Source organism: Gandjariella thermophila (assembly GCF_005405885.1).
GTDB classification, from domain to species: domain Bacteria; phylum Actinomycetota; class Actinomycetes; order Mycobacteriales; family Pseudonocardiaceae; genus Gandjariella; species Gandjariella thermophila.
The window spans coordinates 235,275-254,550 of sequence record NZ_BJFL01000003.1 but is presented as its reverse complement, the minus strand read 5'-3'; the positions used below and the strand labels follow the sequence as shown (position 1 = coordinate 254,550).

Genomic DNA, 19,276 nt, shown 5'->3' with positions numbered 1-19,276 from the left:
GCGCCTCGCGCCGTGCGGGGTGAAACTGGGCAGGCCGGGACACTTCGGCCGGTATCCGGCGCCGGCCCGACCTGCCGGGGCGTTCCGGCCGGCGGCGCACGCCGAAGCCCGGCGGTGCGATCGCGGTGCGCCCCGGGACGAGCACTCGAGGAGGGACGTCCGGTAATGGCGGTTTTCGGGCAGGTCTGGCTGTGGAGCGTGCTGGCCTTCGCCATCGGGGCCGTGCTCAGCTGGCTCTGGCTGGCCCGGCCGCTGCGCAGGCAGGTCCAGGACCTGGAGTGGCAACTCGAGGAGGCCCGCTCGTCCGCCGCGGCGCGGGGTGGTGCCCCGGCGCCGGCCGTGCCGCCACCCGGCGTGCCCGGGCCGCGCGGTGAGCAGCCGACACGGTGGGACGCGGGCGGTCAGCCCGCCGCGTCGAGCGGCCCGGCCACCCGGGCGGCCGCCGGCCGGGCGGCCGCCGGCCGGGCACCGGCGGCCGGGTTCCCCGGGCCGGGCCAGCCACCGGCTGCCGCGGGGCACCCGGCGCAGGCCGCATCCACGCAGGCACTGCCCGGACAGGCACCGCCGACGCGGGTGCCGCCGCCCGCCGCCGGCGCCCCGGCGCAGCGGCCCGGCCGGCCGGCGCCCGAGCCGGACCAGCCGCCGCGGGTGTTCGGCGGGGTGCTGCCGCCGCACGACACGCGCCCGACCGAGACCACCGCCCAGTTGGGCCGGCCGGGCGCCGGTGCGGACGAGGAACCCGAACTGCCGGTGGAGGACACGCCCGGCGCGCCGACCGGTGTGCCGGTGCGGACCGCCGAGCCGGATCGGCGCACCCAGCGGCCCACCGCCCCGCCGGAGCCGAACGTGGCCGCCGCCGGGCGCCCGCCCCGGACCACCGAGATGGAGGCACCCCCGTCCCGGATCAGCGGCGCGTTCGACCCGGGCGACCAGGTCCTCGCCCCGCCCGAGGTGACCGACGGCCACGGCTGGCCGGAGTCCAACGCCGAGCACGACGACGTCGAGGACGTCGCCGAGGACGAGGAAGCGCCCACCTCCCGCCCGCCGGCCGGCGCCGCCGAACCGCCGTCCGCGGAGGCGGAGCGGCCTCGCTCGCTGTTCGAGCCGGTGGTCGATCCGGAGCAGGCGCGCCGCCGGGCCCGCCCGGCGCCCGGCCCGAGCCAGACCGCCGAGGGATCATCGCCACCGGCCGGGCGGGCACCGTTCGGACCGGGTTCGGCGCTGCCGCAACCGGACGGCTCGCCGCCGTCGCCGGAGTTCCGGGTGAAGGCGTTCCTGGCCGGACGCCGCTACCTGACCGCCGACTCACCGGACTTCGAGCGCACCCGGGCGCAGGTCTGGTTCCGCACCGCCACCGACGCCCAGCGCGCCGGCTTCGTCGCCGTCACCCCGCCGGCATAAGACGCCCGCACAGACGCATTCAGCGGGCCAAACGGGGGCTCGTGAACGCCCCGAACTCCCGTTCAGCCCGCTGAATGCGGAGGGGCACGCCGGCTCAGCCGGCGACGGTCCAGGTATCGCTGCCGCGCAGCAGCGCCTGCAGGTCGCCCGGCCTGGCCTCGACGGCCTGCTGCACCTGCGCGCGGGCCAGGTCGTCGTAGGTGGGCCGGGAGACGGACCGGAACACGCCGGTGACCGTGGGGTCCAGGTCCTGGGCACCCAGCCGGGACAGTGCGAAGGCCAGCGAGGGGTCCTCGGCGTTGGCGTCGTGCACGATCACCGCGTCCTCGCCGACCTCGGCGACCTTGGCCACCCGCAGCCCGCCGGTGTCGCCGTCGCGGACCACGCCGTACTCGCCGTCCGGGCCAAAGCGGACCGGCTCACCGTGGCGCAGCGGGATGATCCGGCGTTCCCGCTCACCCGGCTCCTTGAGCACGTCGAACGCACCGTCGTTGAAGATCGGGCAGTTCTGGTAGATCTCCACCAGCGCGGTGCCCCGGTGCTCGGCCGCGGCCCGCAGCACCTCGGTGAGCTGCTTGCGGTCCGAGTCCAGCGCGCGGGCGACGAAGGTGGCCTCCGCACCCAGGGCCAGCGAAACCGGGTTGAACGGGAAGTCCAGCGACCCCATCGGGGTGGACTTGGTGATCTTGCCGGTCTCCGAGGTGGGCGAGTACTGGCCCTTGGTCAGCCCGTAGATCCGGTTGTTGAACAGCAGGATCTTCAGGTTGACGTTGCGCCGCAGCGCGTGCATCAGGTGGTTGCCGCCGATGGACAGCGCGTCGCCGTCGCCGGTAACCACCCACACCGACAGGTCGGGACGGGTGGTGGCCAGGCCGGTGGCGATGGCCGGGGCGCGGCCGTGGATGGAGTGCATCCCGTAGGTGTTCATGTAGTACGGGAAGCGGGACGAGCAGCCGATACCGGAGATGAACACGATGTTCTCCCGGCGCAGTCCCAGCGCGGGCAGGAACGAGCGGACCGCGGCCAGCACCGCGTAGTCGCCGCACCCGGGGCACCAGCGGACTTCCTGGTCCGAGGTGTAGTCCTTGGCGGTCTGCCTCTCCTCGGTGGTGGGGACGCCGTCCAGCCCCCCGAGGGTCGGCAGGCCCAGGTCCACGGCCGTCATGAATCGCCCTCCGTGACAAAGGTATCGATCACACCACGGCGTGCCCAGGTCACGCCGTGGCGCGGGTGGGTGGGCCTCACTGCGCGTCGGCCCCCTTCAGGAAGTCGGTGAACACGCTCTGGAGTTCCTCGGCCTTGAATGGCAGCCCGGCGACCTTGGTGTAGGACACCGCGTCGACCAGATACTTCGACCGCAGCAGCATGGCCAACTGGCCGAGGTTCAGCTCCGGAACAAGCACCCGGTCGTAGGAGCGCAGCACGGAGCCCAGGTTGCGCGGGAACGGGTTGAGGTGGCGCAGGTGCGCGTGGGCGATCCTCATACCCTGTGCCCGCACCCGCCGGCAGGCGGCGCCGATCGCGCCGAACGTCGAGCCCCAGCCGACCACCAGCACCCGCGCGTCGGCAGTCGGGTCGTCCACCACGACGTCCGGCACCCTGATGCCGTCGATCTTGGCCTGGCGCAGCCGCACCATCCGGTCGTGGTTGTCCGGGTCGTAGGAGATGTTGCCCTTGCCCTCGGCCTTCTCCAGCCCGCCGATGCGGTGCTGCAGGCCGGGCGTGCCGGGCACCGCCCACGGCCGGGCGAGCGTCTCCGGGTCGCGCAGGTACGGCCAGAACTCGCCGGAGCCGTCCGGCGCGTTCGGCTCGCTGGCGAAGGTCGGCTTGAGGTCGGGCAGCGTCGCCACGTCCGGGATCAGCCACGGCTCCGAGCCGTTGGCGATCGAACCGTCGGAGAGCAGCAGCACCGGCGTGCGATAGGTCAGCGCGATCCGCACGGCCTCCAGCGCGATGTCGAAGGCGTCGCCCGGGGAGCACGGCGCCACGATCGGCACCGGCGCCTCGCCGTTGCGGCCGAACATCGCCTGCAGCAGGTCGGCCTGCTCGGTCTTGGTGGGCAGGCCGGTGGACGGGCCGCCGCGCTGCACGTCGATCACGATCAGCGGCAGCTCGGTCATCACCGCCAGGCCGATCGTCTCCGACTTCAGGGCCACGCCGGGCCCGGAGGTGGAGGTGACGCCGAGCGCGCCGCCGAACGAGGCGCCCAGCGCCGCGCCGATGCCGGCGATCTCGTCCTCGGCCTGGAACGTGGTCACGCCGAAGTTCTTGTGCTTGGCCAGCTCGTGCAGGATGTCCGAGGCCGGGGTGATCGGGTAGGTACCGACCAACACCGGCAGCTGCGCCCGCTGCCCGGCGGCCACGATCCCGTACGCCAGCGCGGTGTTACCGGTGATCTGCCGATAGGTGCCCGGCGGCAGCTTGGCCGGGGCCACCTCGTAGGTGACCGCGAACGACTCGGTGGTCTCGCCGTAGTTCCAGCCGGCGCGGAAGGCCAGGATGTTGGCCTCGGCGATGTCCGGCTTCTTGCCGAACTTCTCCCGAAGGAACCGCTCGGTGCCCTCGGTGGGCCGGTGGTACATCCAGGACAGCAGGCCCAGGGCGAACATGTTCTTCGCCCGCTCCGCGTCCTTCTTCGACAGCCCGGTCTCCTCCAGCGCGCCCTTGGTCAGCGTGGCCATCGCCACCTGGTGCACCTGGTACGGCGCCAGCGAGCCGTCCTCCAGCGGGTTGGCCTCGTACCCGACCTTGGCCAGGTTCCGCTTGGTGAACTCGTCGGTGTTGACGATCAGGATGCCGCCGTGCGGCAGGTCGCCGATGTTCGACTTCAGCGCCGCGGGGTTCATGGCGACCAGCACGTCCGGGCGGTCGCCCGGGGTGAGGATGTCGTAGTCGGCGAAGTGCAGCTGGAAGCTGGACACGCCGGGCAGGGTGCCCTGCGGGGCGCGGATCTCCGCCGGGAAGTTCGGCAGGGTGGCCAGGTCGTTGCCGAACGCGGCGGCCTCCGAGGTGAACCGGTCGCCGGTGAGCTGCATTCCGTCGCCCGAGTCCCCGGCGAACCGGATCACGACTCGATCAAGCTTGTGGACGTCGGTCTCTCGTGCCGGCGTGTCGCTGCCCGCAGTCACGCTCATCGGCGCCGATACCTCTCTTCGAACGTTGAACCGGGCCCGTGCCGCCCGGTGGCTGCTCGTGCACCCGGCAGGCGGCGCGTTGCCCCCCAGTGCATGCGAACGCGTACCCAGACGAGAGTAGTCCGGCGTGGTCAACTGGCTGCCAGGCGGCCTGCCGGTGTCCAGCGATCTGGGACGGACGGGGGTATGCACTGGCCAAACGGGCGTCGCACCGTGCCATCCGTACCACGGTAGGCACCCGGTAATTCCCCAGCCGTCAAAGGCGGCGCACATCACACCAGCGGTCGGCGGTGTCACCGCGACGTGTCTGGGTGGAGCATGGATAATCCGGCGGCTCAGCCTCCGCTGATTCGTTTCCTCATGGCGGCCAGCCTCTCCGCGAACGCTGGAGACTCCATGGAGGCCAGCTGGGGCACCAGTTCCGTTTCCACCGCGGCGGTGTGCTCGTCCAGGGTGGCGGTGGTCCGCATGGTCCGCTTGGTGGCCACCACGAGTTCGCGCGGGGCGGCCGCGGCGGCTCCCGCGAACCGCACCGCGGCCTCCACCACGTCCTCGTGCTCGCCGTCGACGACCCGGTGCACCAGGCCAACGCGCTGCGCCTCCGCGGCGTCCAGCACATCCCCGAACAGCGTCATGGCGGCCGCCGCCTGCGGGCCGACCAGGCGCTGCAGCATCCAGCTCATCCCGCCGCCGGGGTGCAGGCCTAGCCGCAGGAACCGGGCGTCGAACCGGGCCCGTGGCCCGGCCAGCCGCACGTCACAGGCCAGCGCCAGGTTGAGCCCCGCGCCGACGGCGGCGCCGCCCACCGCGGCAACGGTGGGCAGCCGGCAGTCGGCCACCGCGAGGAACCCGGCGTAGATCCGGCGCAGCCCCTCCTCCCCGGCCTCCCCGAGCGCGCTCAGGTCGGCGCCGGCGCAGAAGGCCGGTGGCGCACCGGTGATCACCACGGCGTGCACCCGGCCGTTCCGCTCGCACGCGGTCACCGCCTCGGCGAGCTGTGCGGACAGCTCCGTGGAGAGCGCGTTGCGGCGTTCCGGGTCGGTCACCGTGACCACGGCGACGGACTCCCGCTGATCGACAACGACCCCTGCCCCAGAACCCATGCCGCCGCACACTAAGCGTTGCCGGACGCCTTCGTCACCCGGACGTCACCCGACGTGGCCGAGGCCACGGCGCTGCTGAAAGCCGCTCACCGATGCCTTTCACGCACCGCGCCGGGCGTCACGCGTCCGGGTGTCCGCCCGCGCGGGCCGGACCACCGGCCCGGTGCCGTGCCGGCGGGTCAGCCCTCCCCGCCCGGCGCCGGCGGGCGCTCCAGCAGCGTGGACAGCACCACGGTGGACACCGTCCGGTCCACCATGTCCACCGCGCGCAGCCGTTCCAGGGCGGTCTCCAGGTGGTGGATGCTGGCCGCGCGCAGGTGCACGATCGCGTCCGCCGCCCCGGACACCGTGTAGGCGGCGACCACCTCGGCAAGCGGTTCGAGGCTGGACCGGATCTCCGCCGGCGTCACGTTGCCCCCGAAGTGCACCTCGACGAACGCCTCGGTGCCCCAGCCGAGCGCCTCGGGGTCGACCACCGCGGTGAACCCGCGCAGCACCCCGGAGTCCAGCAACTTGTCCACCCGCCGCTTCACCGCGGGCGCGGACAACCCGACGGTGTTGCCGATCTCCGCGTAACTCGCTCGAGCGTCGGCAACCAGGCACGAAATGATTTGGTGGTCGATGGCATCCACGCGCAACATTCTGCATCAAGAGACGCAATGCAGTGGCGTTGATCGGCAGTCTCGTCCACCTTTACATTTCGATCCATGTCGTCCACCCTCGACGCGCCGATCGCCCGGCCCGCCGCCGAGCAGGCCGCTGCGCCCCGGACGCCCACCCGGCGTCGCTACCTGATGTGCCCGCCGCGCCACTTCGCGGTGGTGTACGCGATCAACCCGTGGATGGACCCGAGCAGGCCGGTGGACCAGGCGCTCGCGGTCGCCCAGTGGACCGCGCTGAAGGAGGCCTACCAGCGGCTCGGCCACACCGTGGAGGTCATCGAGCCGCAGGCCGGCCTGCCGGACATGGTGTTCGCGGCCAACTCCGGCACGGTCGTGGACGGGCGGGTGCTCGGCGCCCGGTTCCGTGCCGCCGAGCGGGCCGCCGAGGCCGACCACTACCGCCGCTGGTTTCTGGAGCACTCCTTCCGCGACGTGGTGATGCCGACCAAGATCAACGAGGGGGAGGGCGACTTCGCCTGGACCGGCCGGGTGCTGCTGGCCGGCAGCGGGTTCCGCACCGATCCGGATGCGCACGCCGAGGCGCAGGAGGTGCTCGGCGTGCCGGTGGTGTCGCTGCGGCTGGTCGACCCGCGCTACTACCACCTGGACACCGCGCTGTTCGTGCTGGACGACCGGCCGGGGCGGCAGGAGATCGCCTACTACCCGGAGGCGTTTTCGCCCGGCTCCCGGGAGGTGCTGCGGCGGCTGTTCCCGGACGCCGTGCTGGCCTCCCCGGAGGACGCCGCCTGCCTCGGCCTCAACGGCGTCTCCGACGGCCGCAACGTGGTGCTCCCCGTCGAGGCCACCGGGCTGGCCCGGCAGCTTGCCGACCGCGGCTACCAGCCGGTCATGGTCGACATCTCCGAGCTGCGCAAGTCCGGCGGCGGCCCGAAGTGCTGCACCCTGGAGTTGCGCGGCTGACCGGCATCGCGGGGATTACCCTGGCCTGACGTGACGGCATCCGCGATCGGCGGGCGGACCCTGCGACTCGACTGGGGCACCACGTACCAGGTCACCGTGTTCGACCTCGGCCTGGCCTGCTGCGGGGTCGAGGTGATGGCCGCCCTGCAGGACCCGCGCCCCGACCTGGAGGCGCTTGGCGTGACCCCGGCCGGCGGCCCGGACGAGGCGCACGTGCTGGTCGTCTCGGGCACGGTGACCGACGTCATGCTGCCCGCCGTGATCGCCACCTACCAGCGGATGCCCGAGCCTCGCTACGTGCTCTCGGTCGGCGCGTGCAGCAACACCGGCGGGCCGTACTGGGACTCCTACAGCGTCACCAAGGGCGTCGACCAGGTGCTGCCGGTGCACGTCGCGGTGCCCGGCTGCCCGCCGCGGCCGGAGGCCCTGCTGGAGGGCCTGGTGGCGCTGCACCGGCTGGTGACCGGGCAGGAGCGCGGATGACCGCGGCGTCCGCGGAACTGGCCGCCGCGCTGGCCGAACGGGTGCCCGAGGCGCGGATCCGCACGGCTTTCGGGCAGTCCTGGACGGAGCTGCCGCTGGCGGCGTGGCGGACCGCAGCGCTCGCCGCCCGGGACGCGCTGGGCTGCGCGCTGTTCGACTGGCTGGGCGCGGAGGACGCCGGCCGACCGGGTGCCAGCGGCGCGCGCCACGCGGTGTCCCTGCACGTGGTGAACCCGGACCGGCACCTCGGGCTGCTGCTACGCACCGAAGTGGCCGAGGACGAGGCGCTGCCCAGCGTGGCCTCGGTGTGGGCGGGGGCGGCGTGGCACGAGCGGGAGGCCGCGGAGATGCTCGGCATCGCGCTGGCCGGCCATCCCGGGCCGGAGCGGCTGCTGCTGCCGGCCTCGTTCACCGGCCACCCGCTGCGCAAGGACTTCGTGCTGGCCTCCCGGGTGGTGCGGCCCTGGCCGGGCCGGCTGGAACCGGGCGAGGACTCCGCCGCGCCGCCCGGCCGCCGCCGGCTCACCCCGCCGGGCGTCCCCGACCCGTCCTGGGGCCCACGCCGGGAGGAATCATGACCGCCGACGTGATCTTTCCCGCGGAGGCGGCATCATGACCGCCCCGCCGCCCCGGTCACGCGGCGTCATCGCGCTTCTGGAGGCGAACTGCACGGTCTGCATGCTGTGCGCCCGCGAGTGCCCCGACTGGTGCATCCACATCACCTCGCACACCGAGACCGACGACAGCGGCGGCGGGCGACCGAGGCAGCGCAACGTGCTGGACCGCTTCGCGATCGACTACGGGCAGTGCCTGTACTGCGGGATCTGCATCGAGGTGTGCCCGTTCGACGCGTTGCACTGGGCGCCCGAGTTCGGTTATCCCGGAACGGGTAGTCCCTCGGGGAACGGGGCCGTGGCCGAACTGGTGCACGAGCGGGGCCGGCTCGGCGAGTGGGTCGACGACGTGCCGCCGCCGCCACCACTGGATCCGGCCGCGGAGCCCGCGCCCGAGCTGGGCGGCGGCGCCCGGCCGGGTCGCCCACCCGGGCGCGGCGCCGGAACCTCGCGCCGGCCAGGAGCGTTTCCCGATGGGGAGCGACGAGCCGGAGGCTGACTACGGTGCACAGGCACTACAACGGGCTGAAGACCGCGTTGCTGCTCGGCGCGATGAGCGCCCTGATCCTGGTGATCAGCTCCTTCTTCGGGCGGGGCGCGCTGTTCATCGGGCTGGCCGTGGCGCTGGGGATCAACGTGTACACCTACTACAACTCGGACAAGCTGGCGCTTCGCGCGATGCACGCGCGGCCGGTGTCACAGGCCGAGCAGCCGGCCATGTACCGGATCGTGCAGGAGCTGGCCACCTCGGCGCGGCAACCCATGCCGCGGCTGTACGTCAGCCCCACCCAGGCGCCCAACGCGTTCGCCACCGGCCGCAACCCGCGCAACGCCGCGGTGTGCTGCACCACCGGCATCCTGGAGCTGCTCAACGAGCGCGAGTTGCGCGCCGTGCTGGGCCACGAGCTGTCCCACGTATACAACCGGGACATCCTCACCTCCTGCGTGGCCGGCGCGCTGGCCAGCGTGGTCACCATGCTGGCGAACCTGGCGATGTTCGCCGGGCTGTTCTTCGGCGGTGGCGACGACGAGCGGCCGAACCCGCTCGCCCTGCTGCTGATCGCGATCGTCGGCCCGATCGCCGCCGGCATCATCCAGATGGCGGTCAGCCGGTCCCGCGAGTACCAGGCCGACGAGTCCGGCGCCCGGCTGACCAACGACCCGCTGGCGCTCGCCTCGGCGCTGCGCAAGCTGGAGGCGGGCACCCGGGCCGCGCCGCTGGCCCCGGAACCGGCGCTGGTCTCCCAGGCGCACCTGATGATCGCCAACCCGTTCCGGCCCGGTGAGCAGCTCTCCCGGCTGTTCTCCACCCACCCGCCGATCGCCGACCGGATCAGGCGGCTCGAGCAGCTGGCCGGCCGGCCCTGGTGAGCCGGCCGCCACGCTCGGCCGCGCTCAGCCGCTGGCGCCGGCGGACCGGGCGACGTCCATGACGTACTGGCCGTACCCGGACTTCTCGAGCTTCGCGCCGAGCGCGTAGCAGGCCTCCGCGTCGATGAACCCCATTCGCAGTGCGATCTCCTCGAGGCAGGCGATGCGCACCCCCTGGCGGTGCTCCAGCACCTGCACGAACTGAGCCGCTTCCAGCAGCGAGTCGTGGGTACCGGTGTCCAGCCAGGCGAATCCGCGGCCGAGGTCGACCAGCCGGGCCCGACCCTGCCGCAGGTAGGCCAGGTTCACGTCGGTGATCTCCAACTCGCCGCGCGGTGAGGGCGTCAACCCGCGCGCGATCCGGACCACCTCGTTGTCGTAGAAGTACAGCCCGGTGATCGCCCGGTTGGACCGCGGGTGCTGGGGCTTCTCCTCGATCGACAGTAGCCGGCCCTCGTCATCCACCTCGCCGACCCCGTACCGCTGGGGGTCCTTCACCGGGTAGCCGAACAGCACGCACCCGTCCAGCGTGGCCACCTGCTGCTGCAGCAGCCGGGAGAAGCCCTGGCCGTAGAAGATGTTGTCGCCCAGCACCAGGGCCACGTTGTCGTCCGCGATGAAGTCGGCGCCGATGAGGAACGCCTCGGCCAGGCCGTTGGGCTGCGCCTGTTCCGCATAGTCGATGCGCAGCCCGAGGTGCGAGCCGTCGCCCAGCAGCCGGCGGAAGATCGGCAGGTCGCTCGGGGTGGAGATGACCAGGATCTCCCGGATGCCGGCGAGCATGAGCACCGAGAGCGGGTAGTACACCATCGGCTTGTCGTACACCGGCAGTAGCTGCTTGGACACGGCCTGCGTGATCGGGTGCAGCCGCGTGCCGCTGCCTCCGGCGAGGACGATCCCCTTCATCCCGCTCCCCCTGATGCGGTGGTCGAACGTAAACGCCGGCAGCGTACAGACTGCGCCGCCGGCCGAGGTCGGGCCGTGAAGCCGCTGGTGAGCGACATGCCACCGGTCGGCCGCCGCGCATCCGGCAACCGACGCAGCGAGCGGCAGAGTGCCGAGGGGATCACCGCCCGTGGTGATCTGGCTCGCACGGCTGACATCGCGACGTGTGCGCGCGGCGCAACGTGTGGCGTGGCGTCAGCGGTAGTTGGTGTACTGGAGGGCGATGCCGAAGTCCTTCTCCTTCAGCAGGGCGATGACCCGTTGCAGGTCGTCCTTCTTCTTGCCGGTGACCCGGAGCTGGTCGCCCTGCACCTGGGCCTGCACGCCCTTGGGGCCCTCGTCTCGGATGGTCTTGGCGATCTGCTTGGCCTTGTCCGACTCGATGCCCTGCAGGATGCGGCTGGTGACCTTGTAGATCTTGCCGGAGGCCGCGGGCTCGCCGACCTCCAGGGCCTTCAGCGAGATGCCGCGCCGGATCAGCTTCTCCTTGAAGACCTCGATCGCCGCCTTGCAGCGCTCCTCGGTCTCCGCCTCGATGGTCACGGTCTCCTGACCCGACCAGCTCACCTTGGCGCCGGTGCCGCGGAAGTCGAAGCGGGTGGACAGCTCCTTGGCCGCCTGGTTGACCGCGTTGTCCACCTCTTGCCGGTCGACCTTGCTCACGACGTCGAACGACGCGTCCGCCACGCCTCGCACCTCCACCTTCACTGTTCGGAAGACCCACGAATGCTACCCGGGTATCCCGTTGCGGCCGCCGTGACGCGGTTATGTATCCTTTCGGTGCGCCTCGTTGAGGGGCGCTACCGGCAGGTTGCCCGAGCGGCCAAAGGGAGCGGTCTGTAAAACCGTCGGCTTTGCCTACGTTGGTTCGAATCCAACACCTGCCACCAGTATGAGCCGGCCCCTGACCTGGGACAACAGGCCAGGGGCCGATCTTGTTGTGTCCGGTGATGTCCGGCCGTCCCCGGGTGGCTACGGGTGTCCTTCTCGACCGCGAAGTCCAGAGCGTTTCGCAACGTCATGCGCTTACGGCGCGCAGTGTTTGGAGCGGCGGGTTTCCCATGGTCGCCGGCATGGTCCTGATCAACCTGCGCTGAGCGGCTACCGCCCCGGGGCGAGCGCTCCGGCGAGGAGCAGCATCGTGACCAGGGCCGCGACCAGCATGCCGGCCAGCGCGTAGTGGCGTGGGCGCGCCGCCCGGCCCGGCATCCGGCGCAGCGCCACCACGGCGGCGACCAGCGTGGCGACCGCGATGGGCAGCAGCGCCCGCCAGGCGTGGTCGAACGAGTCGAGGGGAAGCACGGAGTCCGCCCCATACAGGGAGAGGATCAGCGCGGGAAGCCCGAGCCCCGCCGCGGCGACGGCGGCGATCAGGTTGAACCGTTGCTGCGCCTCGCCGTCCTGCGCCACGGCGAAGGTGGACATGCTGCTCAGAAGGTCGTGCAGTCGCGCCGCCTCCTCGGCCAGTTGCTCGTCCAGAGCCTCGCAGTGCCGCACGGCTGCGCGGTGTTGCGACGCCCACGTCGGGGCATCCGGCGAGGGGCGCGGCTCGGTGCGGTTGCGGTGGTAGGTGTCGGGGTCCCATAGCCAGACCCACAGACCTTCCCGGATGGCCTCGCGTGCCTGGTCGCGGGCCCGTCCGATGGCAATCGACAGCTCGACGAGTTCCGCGAGCAGCGGGCGGAGTGCGGTGTTCCGCCGGTGGGCGAGCAGATCGGCGATCTGCCGCTCCATCTCGTAGCGGAGCCCGCGGAGCCGGTACACCTCGTTGTGCGACGCCTCGGCGAGGGCCTTCGCGATGGTCGCGGCCGCGGACCGGGCGTCCTCGGGGACGGGGTGGGCGGGTTCGGAGAGGGTGGCGAGCAGAGCGTCGTCGGCATGACCGGGCGGATCGGGCTCCTGGTGCCAGCCACCGATTTCCGACCAGGCCGCTGGCAACGCCAGGCTGACCGCGGTTTCTTCCCCGGCCCCCACGGCGACGTAGACCTGGCCGACGACGATCCGCCGCCGGCCGCGCTCGCCGATCAGCCGCACGAACGGTGCGGTCAGGAAGGCCGTCGCCGCGGAGCGCTCGTACGCCTCCTGCTGCGCGCCGCTGTACGGCGCGGAGGCCGCCTCGCCCGCGACGGTGGCCCACACCCCGTGGCCGTCCCTGGCCGGTTCCCCGGCAAGCAGGCGGTACCGACCGTCCCGAAACTCCATGGCAGAAGCCTATGTCGATCAGCGGCGGGTCGACCGCGTTTCGGGCATCCGGCCGCGGCGGGACTCGAGGCTCTCGACGGCCCACGCCCGCAGTGCGCCGACCGGATCCTCGGCGACCCGCTCGGTCAGCCCGCGGACCGCGCCGGCCGGCCAGAGCGCGTCGAGGTCCGGACTCTGGTCGCGCACCTCGTCCGCCGGCACGCCCAGCAGCGCCGGTCCCAGCCCGCCGGAGAACCGCAACCCGACATAGCGCGCGCCCGCCGGGCTGCCATGCCAGCGGGCCGCCGAGTCCGGGCCCGCGACGAACAGCCGGCGGCCGTCCCACAGCAGATCCAGGCAACCGTCGGGCAGGATCCGGGTCCGCGCGGGCGCCGGCCCGACGAACCGTTCCCACAGCACGGCACCGGGCACGGCGATGGCGCGCTCCCGGTAGCTCACCGGGCCATTGTGTGGCCTTCCGGGTGCCAGGTCACACGGTGTCGAAGAGGGCGCTGACCGACTCGCCGTAGTGGATCCGCCGGACCGCCTCGGCGAGCGCGGGGGCGATGGACAGCACGTGCAGTTCGGGCACGCGCTCCTCGGGCGGAATGGGCACCGTGTTGGTGCAGACGATCTCCAGCACCTCCGGCTGGTCGCTGATCCGCCGCAGCGCCCCGCCGGCGAACAGCCCGTGGGTGCAGGCCACCCGGGCGGAACGGACGCCGGACTCGCGCAGCCGGGCCAGCAGTTCGATCACGGTGCTGCCCCTGGCGATCTCGTCGTCAATGATGATCACGTCGCGGTCGGCCACGTCGCCGATCACGGAGCTGATCTCCACCCGGTCGTCCGGAAAGCGCTGCTTGGCGCCGGCGGCCACCGGAACGCCGAGCAGCCGGGCGAAGGCCGCGGCCGGCTTGGCGTAGCCGAGATCGGGTGCCACCACCGTGGTGTTGGACAGGTCGTACTGGCGGAAGTGGCCGGCCAGCTCGCGCAGCGCGTGCAGGTGGTCCACCGGGACGCTGAAGAAGCCGTGCACCTGTGGCGAGTGCAGGGTCATCGCGAGCACCCGGCTGGCGCCCGCGGTGACCAGCAGGTCAGCCACCAGCCGGCCGCCGATGGAGATCCGCGGCGCGTCCTTCTTGTCCGAGCGGGCGTACGCGTAGTGCGGCATCACCACGGTGGTGCGCGCGGCCGAGGCACCCCGGGCGGCGTCCAGCATGAGCAGCAACTCGACCAGGTGCTCCTGCACCGGCCGCACCAGCGGCTGGATCAGGAACACGTCCCGCTCCCGGCAGTTCGCCGCGAGCTGCACCTCGAGGCAGTCATTGGCGAACCGCTGTAGCCGTACCGGTTGCAGCGCCACCCCGAGGTGGGCGCAGATCTCGGCGGCCAGGTCGGGGTGCGCGCTGCCGCTGAACACCGCGATCTCTCGCACTCCTCGCCCCCGTTCGCCTCGAGTCGGCCGGCGGTAGCGAGGCCGGCGACGAGAAGGCCGACGCGCCAGAGCTTCCTCTCCCTGGCGTGCCGGCCTTCTCCTCCACCATAGCACATCTCGAACACACGTTCGATACCTCCCGTGTTCCGGACTGCGACATGCCGGGCCGCTCCGGGGGCGGATGGTCACCGCCTCGGCGGCGGTTCGGCGGCGTGAGGATCACCACTGGTAGCCGGGAGGTTGCCGCGGGCGGCGCCGTGTCGGTGATCCTGGGGCCGATCGGCTTCATTGACCGATTTGCCGGGAAATGCTTGTTACCGGGAGTTGTTCTGTGGCCCACGGTCGGCCTGAATGTCCCCCGATAGAGGTAAATTAGCGCGGCGGAGGACGGTCGGTCGCTGATCGGTCCGGAAGCGCGGGGACGCTCCCCGGCGCCGGACGGGGACGGCCAGCCGGCCTCTGGCCAAGCCGCCGCGTGTCGGCCACGATCGGCCCGGTGGCAGCGGGCCGCAGCGCAGCCCGACGAGGAGGGTGGATGTCCGACCGTGGCCGTGCGGAAGACCCAGCCCCACAGCGCTCCTCCCGGCGTGCGGCGCAGGTAGCTGCGAGCGGCCGCGGGTTCACCGCGCTGGCCGTCGGGGTGCTGGTCGCCGGTGTCATCGAGGCCGGCATCGTCGCCTGGTTGTTACCCGCGCGGCTGAGCCAGGAGATGCTGTGGCTCGGCCCGCTGCTGGCGATCGGCTTCCTGCTCGCCGAGCAGCTCGCGATCAACGTGGACGTGCGCGGCGGGGTGGCGTGGACCATTTCGTTCACCGAGATCCCGCTTGTCGTTGGCCTGCTCGCCGCCCCGTTCCCGGTGCTGCTGGTGGCGCACGTGGTGGCCGGGGTGGGCACCATGCTCGGCCGCAAGGTGCTCGACAAGGCGCTGTACAACGCGGGCATCTTCCTGATCGAGGTGTCCACCGCCTACGCGCTGGCCAAGGGCATCGACCACGGTCCTGGCCGGGGGTGGGCGCCGTGGCTGGGTGCGCTGCTCGGCGCCCTGTCCGTACCGCTGGTCAGCACCCTGATCGCGCTCCTCGGGCTGCACGTGCTCGGCCGGGAGATGCGGCTCGGTGGGGCGATGCGGCTGGTGCTGCGGGTGGGCGTGGTGGGGCTGCTCAACGCCTCGGTGGGGCTGGTCTGCTACGAGATCGTGGTCACCACGTCCGGCGGCTGGGCGCTGGTGGTGCTGCTGATGACCGGGCTGATCGCGATGTACCGGGCCTACTCCGGGCTGATGCGCGAGCAGCGCGACCTGGAGGCGCTCAGCGACGTCAGCCTGACGGTGGCCAGGTCGGGCCAGCACCACACGTCCCGCCCCGGCGGCCGGCCGGACGCGACCGAAGCGGACGGCACCGAGTGGCAGCTGATCGCCGAGCGGATCCGGGAACAACTCAACGCCAACCGGGTGGTGCTGCGCATGCGCCCCGACCCGCAGGCCGGGGTGACCGTGCTGGTGGCCGGCGAGCCGCTGCCGGAGGCCGCGCCCTCCGACGATCCGCGCACCATGCGCGAGGACCCGATGCTGCAGCTACCCGGCAGCCACGTCCGGTACTTCCGGGCGCTGGACGCCACCGACGAGGTGCGCGAGGCGCTGCTGCGCCGTGGCGCGCACGAGGCGCTGGTGGTGCCCCTCCGTGGGGCCACCCAACTGCTCGGCGCGGTCGAGGCGCACGACCGGCTCTCCCGCTGGCGTGGCTTCGGCAAGGCCGACATCCAGCTGCTCCGCACCCTGGCCAGCCACCTGGCCACCGCGGTGGACAACCGCAGGCTGCTGGCCAGGCTGCGGCACGACGCGTACCACGACCCGTTGACCGGCCTGCTCAACCGGCCGGGGTTCCGCGAGGCGGCCGCCGAGCCGGTGCGCACCCACCCGGACGCCGTGGTACTGCGTGTCGACCTGGACGTGCTGTCCACGGTCAGCGACGCGCTCGGGCACGCCTGGGGCGACCGGATGGTGGTCGCCGCCGGCCGGCGGCTGCGCGAGGCGCTCGGCCCCGGCGTGCCGCTGGCCCGGCTGGAAGGCGGCTCGTTCGCCGCGTTGCTGGTCGACAGGACACCGGAGCAGGCGCACGAGATCGCCGAGCGGCTGCGGGTGGGGCTCTCCGTGCCCTACCCGGTGGACCGGCTCACCGTGGAGGCCAGCGCGGTGGTCGGCTACGTGGCCGCGGACGTCGAGCCCGCCGACGGGCCGCCGGACATCGACACGCTGCTGCAGCGCGCGGACGTGGCGGTGCGCGCCACCCGCTCCGGCGGTGACGCCGTGCGGGCATACGCGCCCAGCATGGGCCAGATCTTCATGCGTCGCTTCCAGCTGGTCACCCAGTTCCGGCAGGCCCTGGAGAGCGGCCAGGTGCGGGTGCACTACCAGCCGAAGGTGGCCCTGCCCAGCCGGCAGGTCCTCGGCGCCGAGGCCCTGGTCCGCTGGCGGCACCCGGAGTTCGGCCGGTTGGACCCGGACGAGTTCGTGCCCGCCGTCGAGGCCACCGGGCTGGTTGACGCGCTCACGTCCTTCGTGCTGGAGCAGGCGCTCGGCCGGGTCCGCGAGTGGCTGGACCGCGGCCTGCGCATGTCTGCCGCGGTCAACCTGTCCGTGCGCAACCTCGCGGACGAGGACTTCCCGGACCGGGTCGCGGACGCGCTGCGCCGCTTCGACGTGCCGGCCGAGCTGCTCACCTTCGAACTCACCGAGTCGGGCGTGATGGCCGACCCGGCCCGCGCGCTGCCGGTGCTGCGGCGGCTGCACGCCCTGGGCGTGGTGCTCGCCGTGGATGATTTCGGCACCGGCTACTCGTCGCTGGCCTACCTGCGCCAGCTTCCGGTGGACGAGGTCAAGATCGACAAGAGCTTCGTCCTCGGCATGGGCACCGACCTGGGTGACATGGCCGTGGTGCGGTCGATCGTCGAGCTGGGGCACTCGCTGGGGCTGAGCGTGGTGGCCGAGGGAGTGGAGGAGGACGCCGCCCGCGATCAGTTGGTGGCCATGGGCTGCGACGTGGCCCAGGGCTACCTGATCTCGCGGCCGCTGTCCGAGGAGCGGTTCGAGGCGTGGCTGGCGGCCAGGACGGTGCGCGCCCGCGGTGCCCGCGATGAGACGGTGCTCACGTTGGTGCACTGATCCTGGATGTTGGGGAGCCCCGATTTCCGGTCCGCCATGGGCGTTGTGTACAGTCTTAGATGCTCCGCGAGAGCAGAGCAACGCCCCAATAGCTCAGTCGGCAGAGCGTCTCCATGGTAAGGAGAAGGTCTACGGTTCGATTCCGTATTGGGGCTCGACAGTTGGCCGCGGTGCTCTCGCAGCGGGCATCGCGGCCAACTCATGTGGGGCGGTGTAGCTCAGTCGGTAGAGCAAGCGGCTCATAATCGCTGTGTCGCCGGTTCGAGTCCGGCCACCGCTACCAGCCTGCGGGGGAGGGCCCGACCCCGCCATCCGACGAGATCCGAAAGCCGAGAGAAAGGCACCTCCCGTGGCTGCCACCGACGTTCGTCCCAAGATCACGCTGGCGTGCGAGGAGTGCAAGCACCGGAACTACATCACCAGGAAGAACCGGCGCAACGACCCTGACCGGTTGGAGCTGAAGAAGTTCTGCCCCAACTGCGGCACGCACCGCGCGCACCGCGAGACCCGCTGAGGTCACCGAGCCCGCGACGCGCCGGCCAAGGGGACCGGCGCCAGAGCAACGAAGGCCGTCCCGCTTCGGCGGGGCGGCCTCGCGTGTCTCCGGCGCCGGTCGCGTCGCGGCCGGCGCCGGCTGGGTAATCTGCGCTGGTGGCACTGGACGAGTCGTTCACCGGACGCGTGTACCCGCCGTCGTCGACCTTCGAGGTCAGCCGGGAGAAAATCCGCGAGTTCGCCGACGCGATCGGCGACCCGAGCCCGCTCTACCGGGACGTGGCGGCGGCCAGAGCCGCCGGCTACCCGGACGTGATCGCCCCGCCCACCTTCGCCGTGATCATCTCCATGAAGGCCAACGACGTGATCATCAGCGACCCCGATCTCGGCCTGGACTACTGCCGCGTGGTGCACGGCGACCAGTCCTTCGTGCACCACCGCCCGATCCGCGCCGGCGACCGGCTGGTCGCGGTCGCGCACGTGGACAGCGTGATGAGCAGGGCGGGCAACGACTTCCTCTCGGTGCGCGCCGAGTTGGGCACCGAGAACGGCGAGCCGGTCACCACCGCCAGGGCCACCCTGGTCGCCCGGGGCACCGCCGACGCCGCGAAGGGAGCTTCCCAGTGAGCAGCACGGACACCGCCGCCGGCCGCCGTGGCGCCGCCGAGGTGAGCGTGGGCGACGAACTGCCCCCGCTGTCGGTCCGGATCACCCGCGCGGACCTGGTCCGCTACGCCGGCGCCTCGCTGGACTTCAACCCGATCCACTGGAACGAGCGGTTCGCCAGGCAGGTCGGCCTGCCGGACGTGATCGCGCACGGCATGCTGACCATGGCCCTCGGTGGCCGGCTGGTCACGGACTGGGCCGGGGACCCGGGCGCGGTCGTCGAGTACGGCGTGCGCTTCACCCGCCCCGTCGTGGTGCCGGACGACGACGAGGGCGCGCTGGTGGAGTTCACCGGCAAGGTCGCCGAGCAGCGCGAGGACGGCACCTTCCGGATAGACATCACCGCCCGGAGCGCGGGCCAGACCGTGCTCGGCCGCGCCGCCGCCGTGGTCCGGCTGGCCTGACCGGCCCAGGCGACCGCACCCGACCTGCCGCTTCGCCCGCTGCGCCGGCATGCCGATCGGGGCCCGGCCGGCGCCCTGGCCGGTGCGGTTGGAGGTCGGTGCCGCCGTTGCCGTACACTTCCAAACTTGGAACGTCTGAGCGTCAGCCCCACAATCCGGTGGGGAGGGTGCAGGGCGTCTTTCTCGGGGTGTAACGAAAGTTCGGAGCACCCGGAGGGGCGTAGCTCAACTGGCAGAGCAGCGGTCTCCAAAACCGCAGGTTGCAGGTTCAAGTCCTGTCGCCCCTGCGTCGATGCAGACG

At 72.3% G+C, this 19,276-nt stretch carries 19 protein-coding genes and 4 tRNA genes; 14 read left to right on the top strand and 9 right to left on the bottom strand.

The annotated features are described in order from the left end of the window. Nucleotides 1-165 precede the first annotated feature (165 nt). The gene (locus FFT21_RS05100; protein ID WP_137812571.1) at nt 166-1,401 is read left to right on the top strand and encodes a sunset domain-containing protein; all 1,236 of its coding nucleotides are present in this window, start codon (nt 166-168) and stop codon (nt 1,399-1,401) included. A gap of 94 nt (nt 1,402-1,495) precedes the next feature. Here the strand turns inward: FFT21_RS05100 and FFT21_RS05095 are convergent, their stop codons facing one another. The 4 genes from FFT21_RS05095 to FFT21_RS05080 all read right to left on the bottom strand — a co-directional run bounded on the left by FFT21_RS05095 (nt 1,496) and on the right by FFT21_RS05080 (nt 6,279). Then, the gene (locus tag FFT21_RS05095; RefSeq protein WP_137812570.1) at nt 1,496-2,566 is read right to left on the bottom strand and encodes a 2-oxoacid:ferredoxin oxidoreductase subunit beta; all 1,071 of its coding nucleotides are present in this window, start codon (nt 2,564-2,566) and stop codon (nt 1,496-1,498) included. Between the two features lie 76 nt (nt 2,567-2,642). After that, nucleotides 2,643-4,535: a 2-oxoacid:acceptor oxidoreductase subunit alpha gene (locus tag FFT21_RS05090; protein WP_137812569.1), complete on the bottom strand. Its 1,893-nt coding sequence runs from the start codon at nt 4,533-4,535 to the stop codon at nt 2,643-2,645. A gap of 335 nt (nt 4,536-4,870) precedes the next feature. Further along, on the bottom strand, nt 4,871-5,638 hold the full coding sequence (locus FFT21_RS05085) for an enoyl-CoA hydratase (protein ID WP_137812568.1): 768 nt from the start codon (nt 5,636-5,638) through the stop codon (nt 4,871-4,873). Between the two features lie 179 nt (nt 5,639-5,817). Beyond that, nucleotides 5,818-6,279 (bottom strand): Lrp/AsnC family transcriptional regulator, encoded by a 462-nt coding sequence (locus FFT21_RS05080; protein WP_371856714.1) that lies wholly within the window; start codon nt 6,277-6,279, stop codon nt 5,818-5,820. Nucleotides 6,280-6,345: 66 nt separating this feature from the next. On the opposite strand from FFT21_RS05080, the gene ddaH reads away from it, so the two are divergent. From ddaH to htpX, 5 genes are read left to right on the top strand one after another with little or no spacing between them, the layout of a single operon-like run. Then, nucleotides 6,346-7,221, top strand: coding sequence for a dimethylargininase (ddaH, locus tag FFT21_RS05075; RefSeq protein WP_137812566.1), 876 nt, complete (start codon nt 6,346-6,348; stop codon nt 7,219-7,221). Nucleotides 7,222-7,251: 30 nt separating this feature from the next. Then, nucleotides 7,252-7,704, top strand: a complete 453-nt coding sequence (locus FFT21_RS05070) for an NADH-quinone oxidoreductase subunit B (protein WP_137812565.1) — start codon at nt 7,252-7,254, stop codon at nt 7,702-7,704. Next, nucleotides 7,701-8,282: an NADH-quinone oxidoreductase subunit C gene (locus FFT21_RS05065; protein ID WP_137812564.1), complete on the top strand. Its 582-nt coding sequence runs from the start codon at nt 7,701-7,703 to the stop codon at nt 8,280-8,282. Before FFT21_RS05070 ends, FFT21_RS05065 begins: the two co-directional genes overlap by 4 nt. A gap of 34 nt (nt 8,283-8,316) precedes the next feature. Next, on the top strand, nt 8,317-8,817 hold the full coding sequence (locus FFT21_RS05060; RefSeq protein WP_137812563.1) for a 4Fe-4S binding protein: 501 nt from the start codon (nt 8,317-8,319) through the stop codon (nt 8,815-8,817). Nucleotides 8,818-8,822: 5 nt separating this feature from the next. Then, nucleotides 8,823-9,689, top strand: coding sequence for a zinc metalloprotease HtpX (htpX, locus tag FFT21_RS05055; protein WP_137812562.1), 867 nt, complete (start codon nt 8,823-8,825; stop codon nt 9,687-9,689). 24 nt (nt 9,690-9,713) lie between these two features. On the opposite strand, the gene rfbA is transcribed toward htpX, so the two are convergent. Both rfbA and FFT21_RS05045 read right to left on the bottom strand, forming a co-directional pair. Then, nucleotides 9,714-10,595, bottom strand: a complete 882-nt coding sequence (rfbA, locus tag FFT21_RS05050; RefSeq protein WP_137812561.1) for a glucose-1-phosphate thymidylyltransferase RfbA — start codon at nt 10,593-10,595, stop codon at nt 9,714-9,716. A gap of 234 nt (nt 10,596-10,829) precedes the next feature. Next, a complete protein-coding gene (locus FFT21_RS05045) occupies nt 10,830-11,321 on the bottom strand; it encodes a YajQ family cyclic di-GMP-binding protein (RefSeq protein ID WP_137812560.1) in 492 nt (163 codons plus the stop codon). 118 nt (nt 11,322-11,439) lie between these two features. Here FFT21_RS05045 and FFT21_RS05040 point away from each other — a divergent pair. Beyond that, nucleotides 11,440-11,524: transfer RNA gene (locus tag FFT21_RS05040), tRNA-Tyr, on the top strand. Nucleotides 11,525-11,735: 211 nt separating this feature from the next. Here FFT21_RS05040 and FFT21_RS05035 read toward each other — a convergent pair. From FFT21_RS05035 to FFT21_RS05025, 3 genes are read right to left on the bottom strand one after another with little or no spacing between them, the layout of a single operon-like run. Next, a complete protein-coding gene (locus FFT21_RS05035; protein WP_192909388.1) occupies nt 11,736-12,836 on the bottom strand; it encodes a hypothetical protein in 1,101 nt (366 codons plus the stop codon). Between the two features lie 18 nt (nt 12,837-12,854). After that, nucleotides 12,855-13,274, bottom strand: a complete 420-nt coding sequence (locus tag FFT21_RS05030; protein ID WP_137812559.1) for a DUF6597 domain-containing transcriptional factor — start codon at nt 13,272-13,274, stop codon at nt 12,855-12,857. Between the two features lie 31 nt (nt 13,275-13,305). Further along, on the bottom strand, nt 13,306-14,250 hold the full coding sequence (locus tag FFT21_RS05025) for a ribose-phosphate diphosphokinase (RefSeq protein WP_137812558.1): 945 nt from the start codon (nt 14,248-14,250) through the stop codon (nt 13,306-13,308). 535 nt (nt 14,251-14,785) lie between these two features. On the opposite strand from FFT21_RS05025, the gene FFT21_RS05020 reads away from it, so the two are divergent. The 7 genes from FFT21_RS05020 to FFT21_RS04990 all read left to right on the top strand — a co-directional run bounded on the left by FFT21_RS05020 (nt 14,786) and on the right by FFT21_RS04990 (nt 19,262). Further along, complete coding sequence (locus FFT21_RS05020) at nt 14,786-17,410, top strand: putative bifunctional diguanylate cyclase/phosphodiesterase (RefSeq protein WP_137812557.1); 2,625 nt, start codon at nt 14,786-14,788, stop codon at nt 17,408-17,410. Nucleotides 17,411-17,492: 82 nt separating this feature from the next. Continuing rightward, nucleotides 17,493-17,565, top strand: a tRNA-Thr gene (locus FFT21_RS05015). A 52-nt stretch (nt 17,566-17,617) separates the two neighbouring features. After that, a tRNA-Met gene (locus tag FFT21_RS05010) sits at nt 17,618-17,693 on the top strand. 66 nt (nt 17,694-17,759) lie between these two features. Further along, a complete protein-coding gene (gene rpmG, locus FFT21_RS05005; protein WP_137812556.1) occupies nt 17,760-17,924 on the top strand; it encodes a 50S ribosomal protein L33 in 165 nt (54 codons plus the stop codon). Nucleotides 17,925-18,061: 137 nt separating this feature from the next. Beyond that, nucleotides 18,062-18,532: a MaoC family dehydratase N-terminal domain-containing protein gene (locus FFT21_RS05000; protein WP_137812555.1), complete on the top strand. Its 471-nt coding sequence runs from the start codon at nt 18,062-18,064 to the stop codon at nt 18,530-18,532. Then, complete coding sequence (locus FFT21_RS04995) at nt 18,529-18,975, top strand: MaoC family dehydratase (RefSeq protein WP_137812554.1); 447 nt, start codon at nt 18,529-18,531, stop codon at nt 18,973-18,975. The genes FFT21_RS05000 and FFT21_RS04995 overlap by 4 nt, the downstream gene beginning before the upstream one ends. Before the next feature lie 214 nt (nt 18,976-19,189). Further along, nucleotides 19,190-19,262 (top strand) — tRNA-Trp (locus FFT21_RS04990). Nucleotides 19,263-19,276 lie beyond the last annotated feature (14 nt).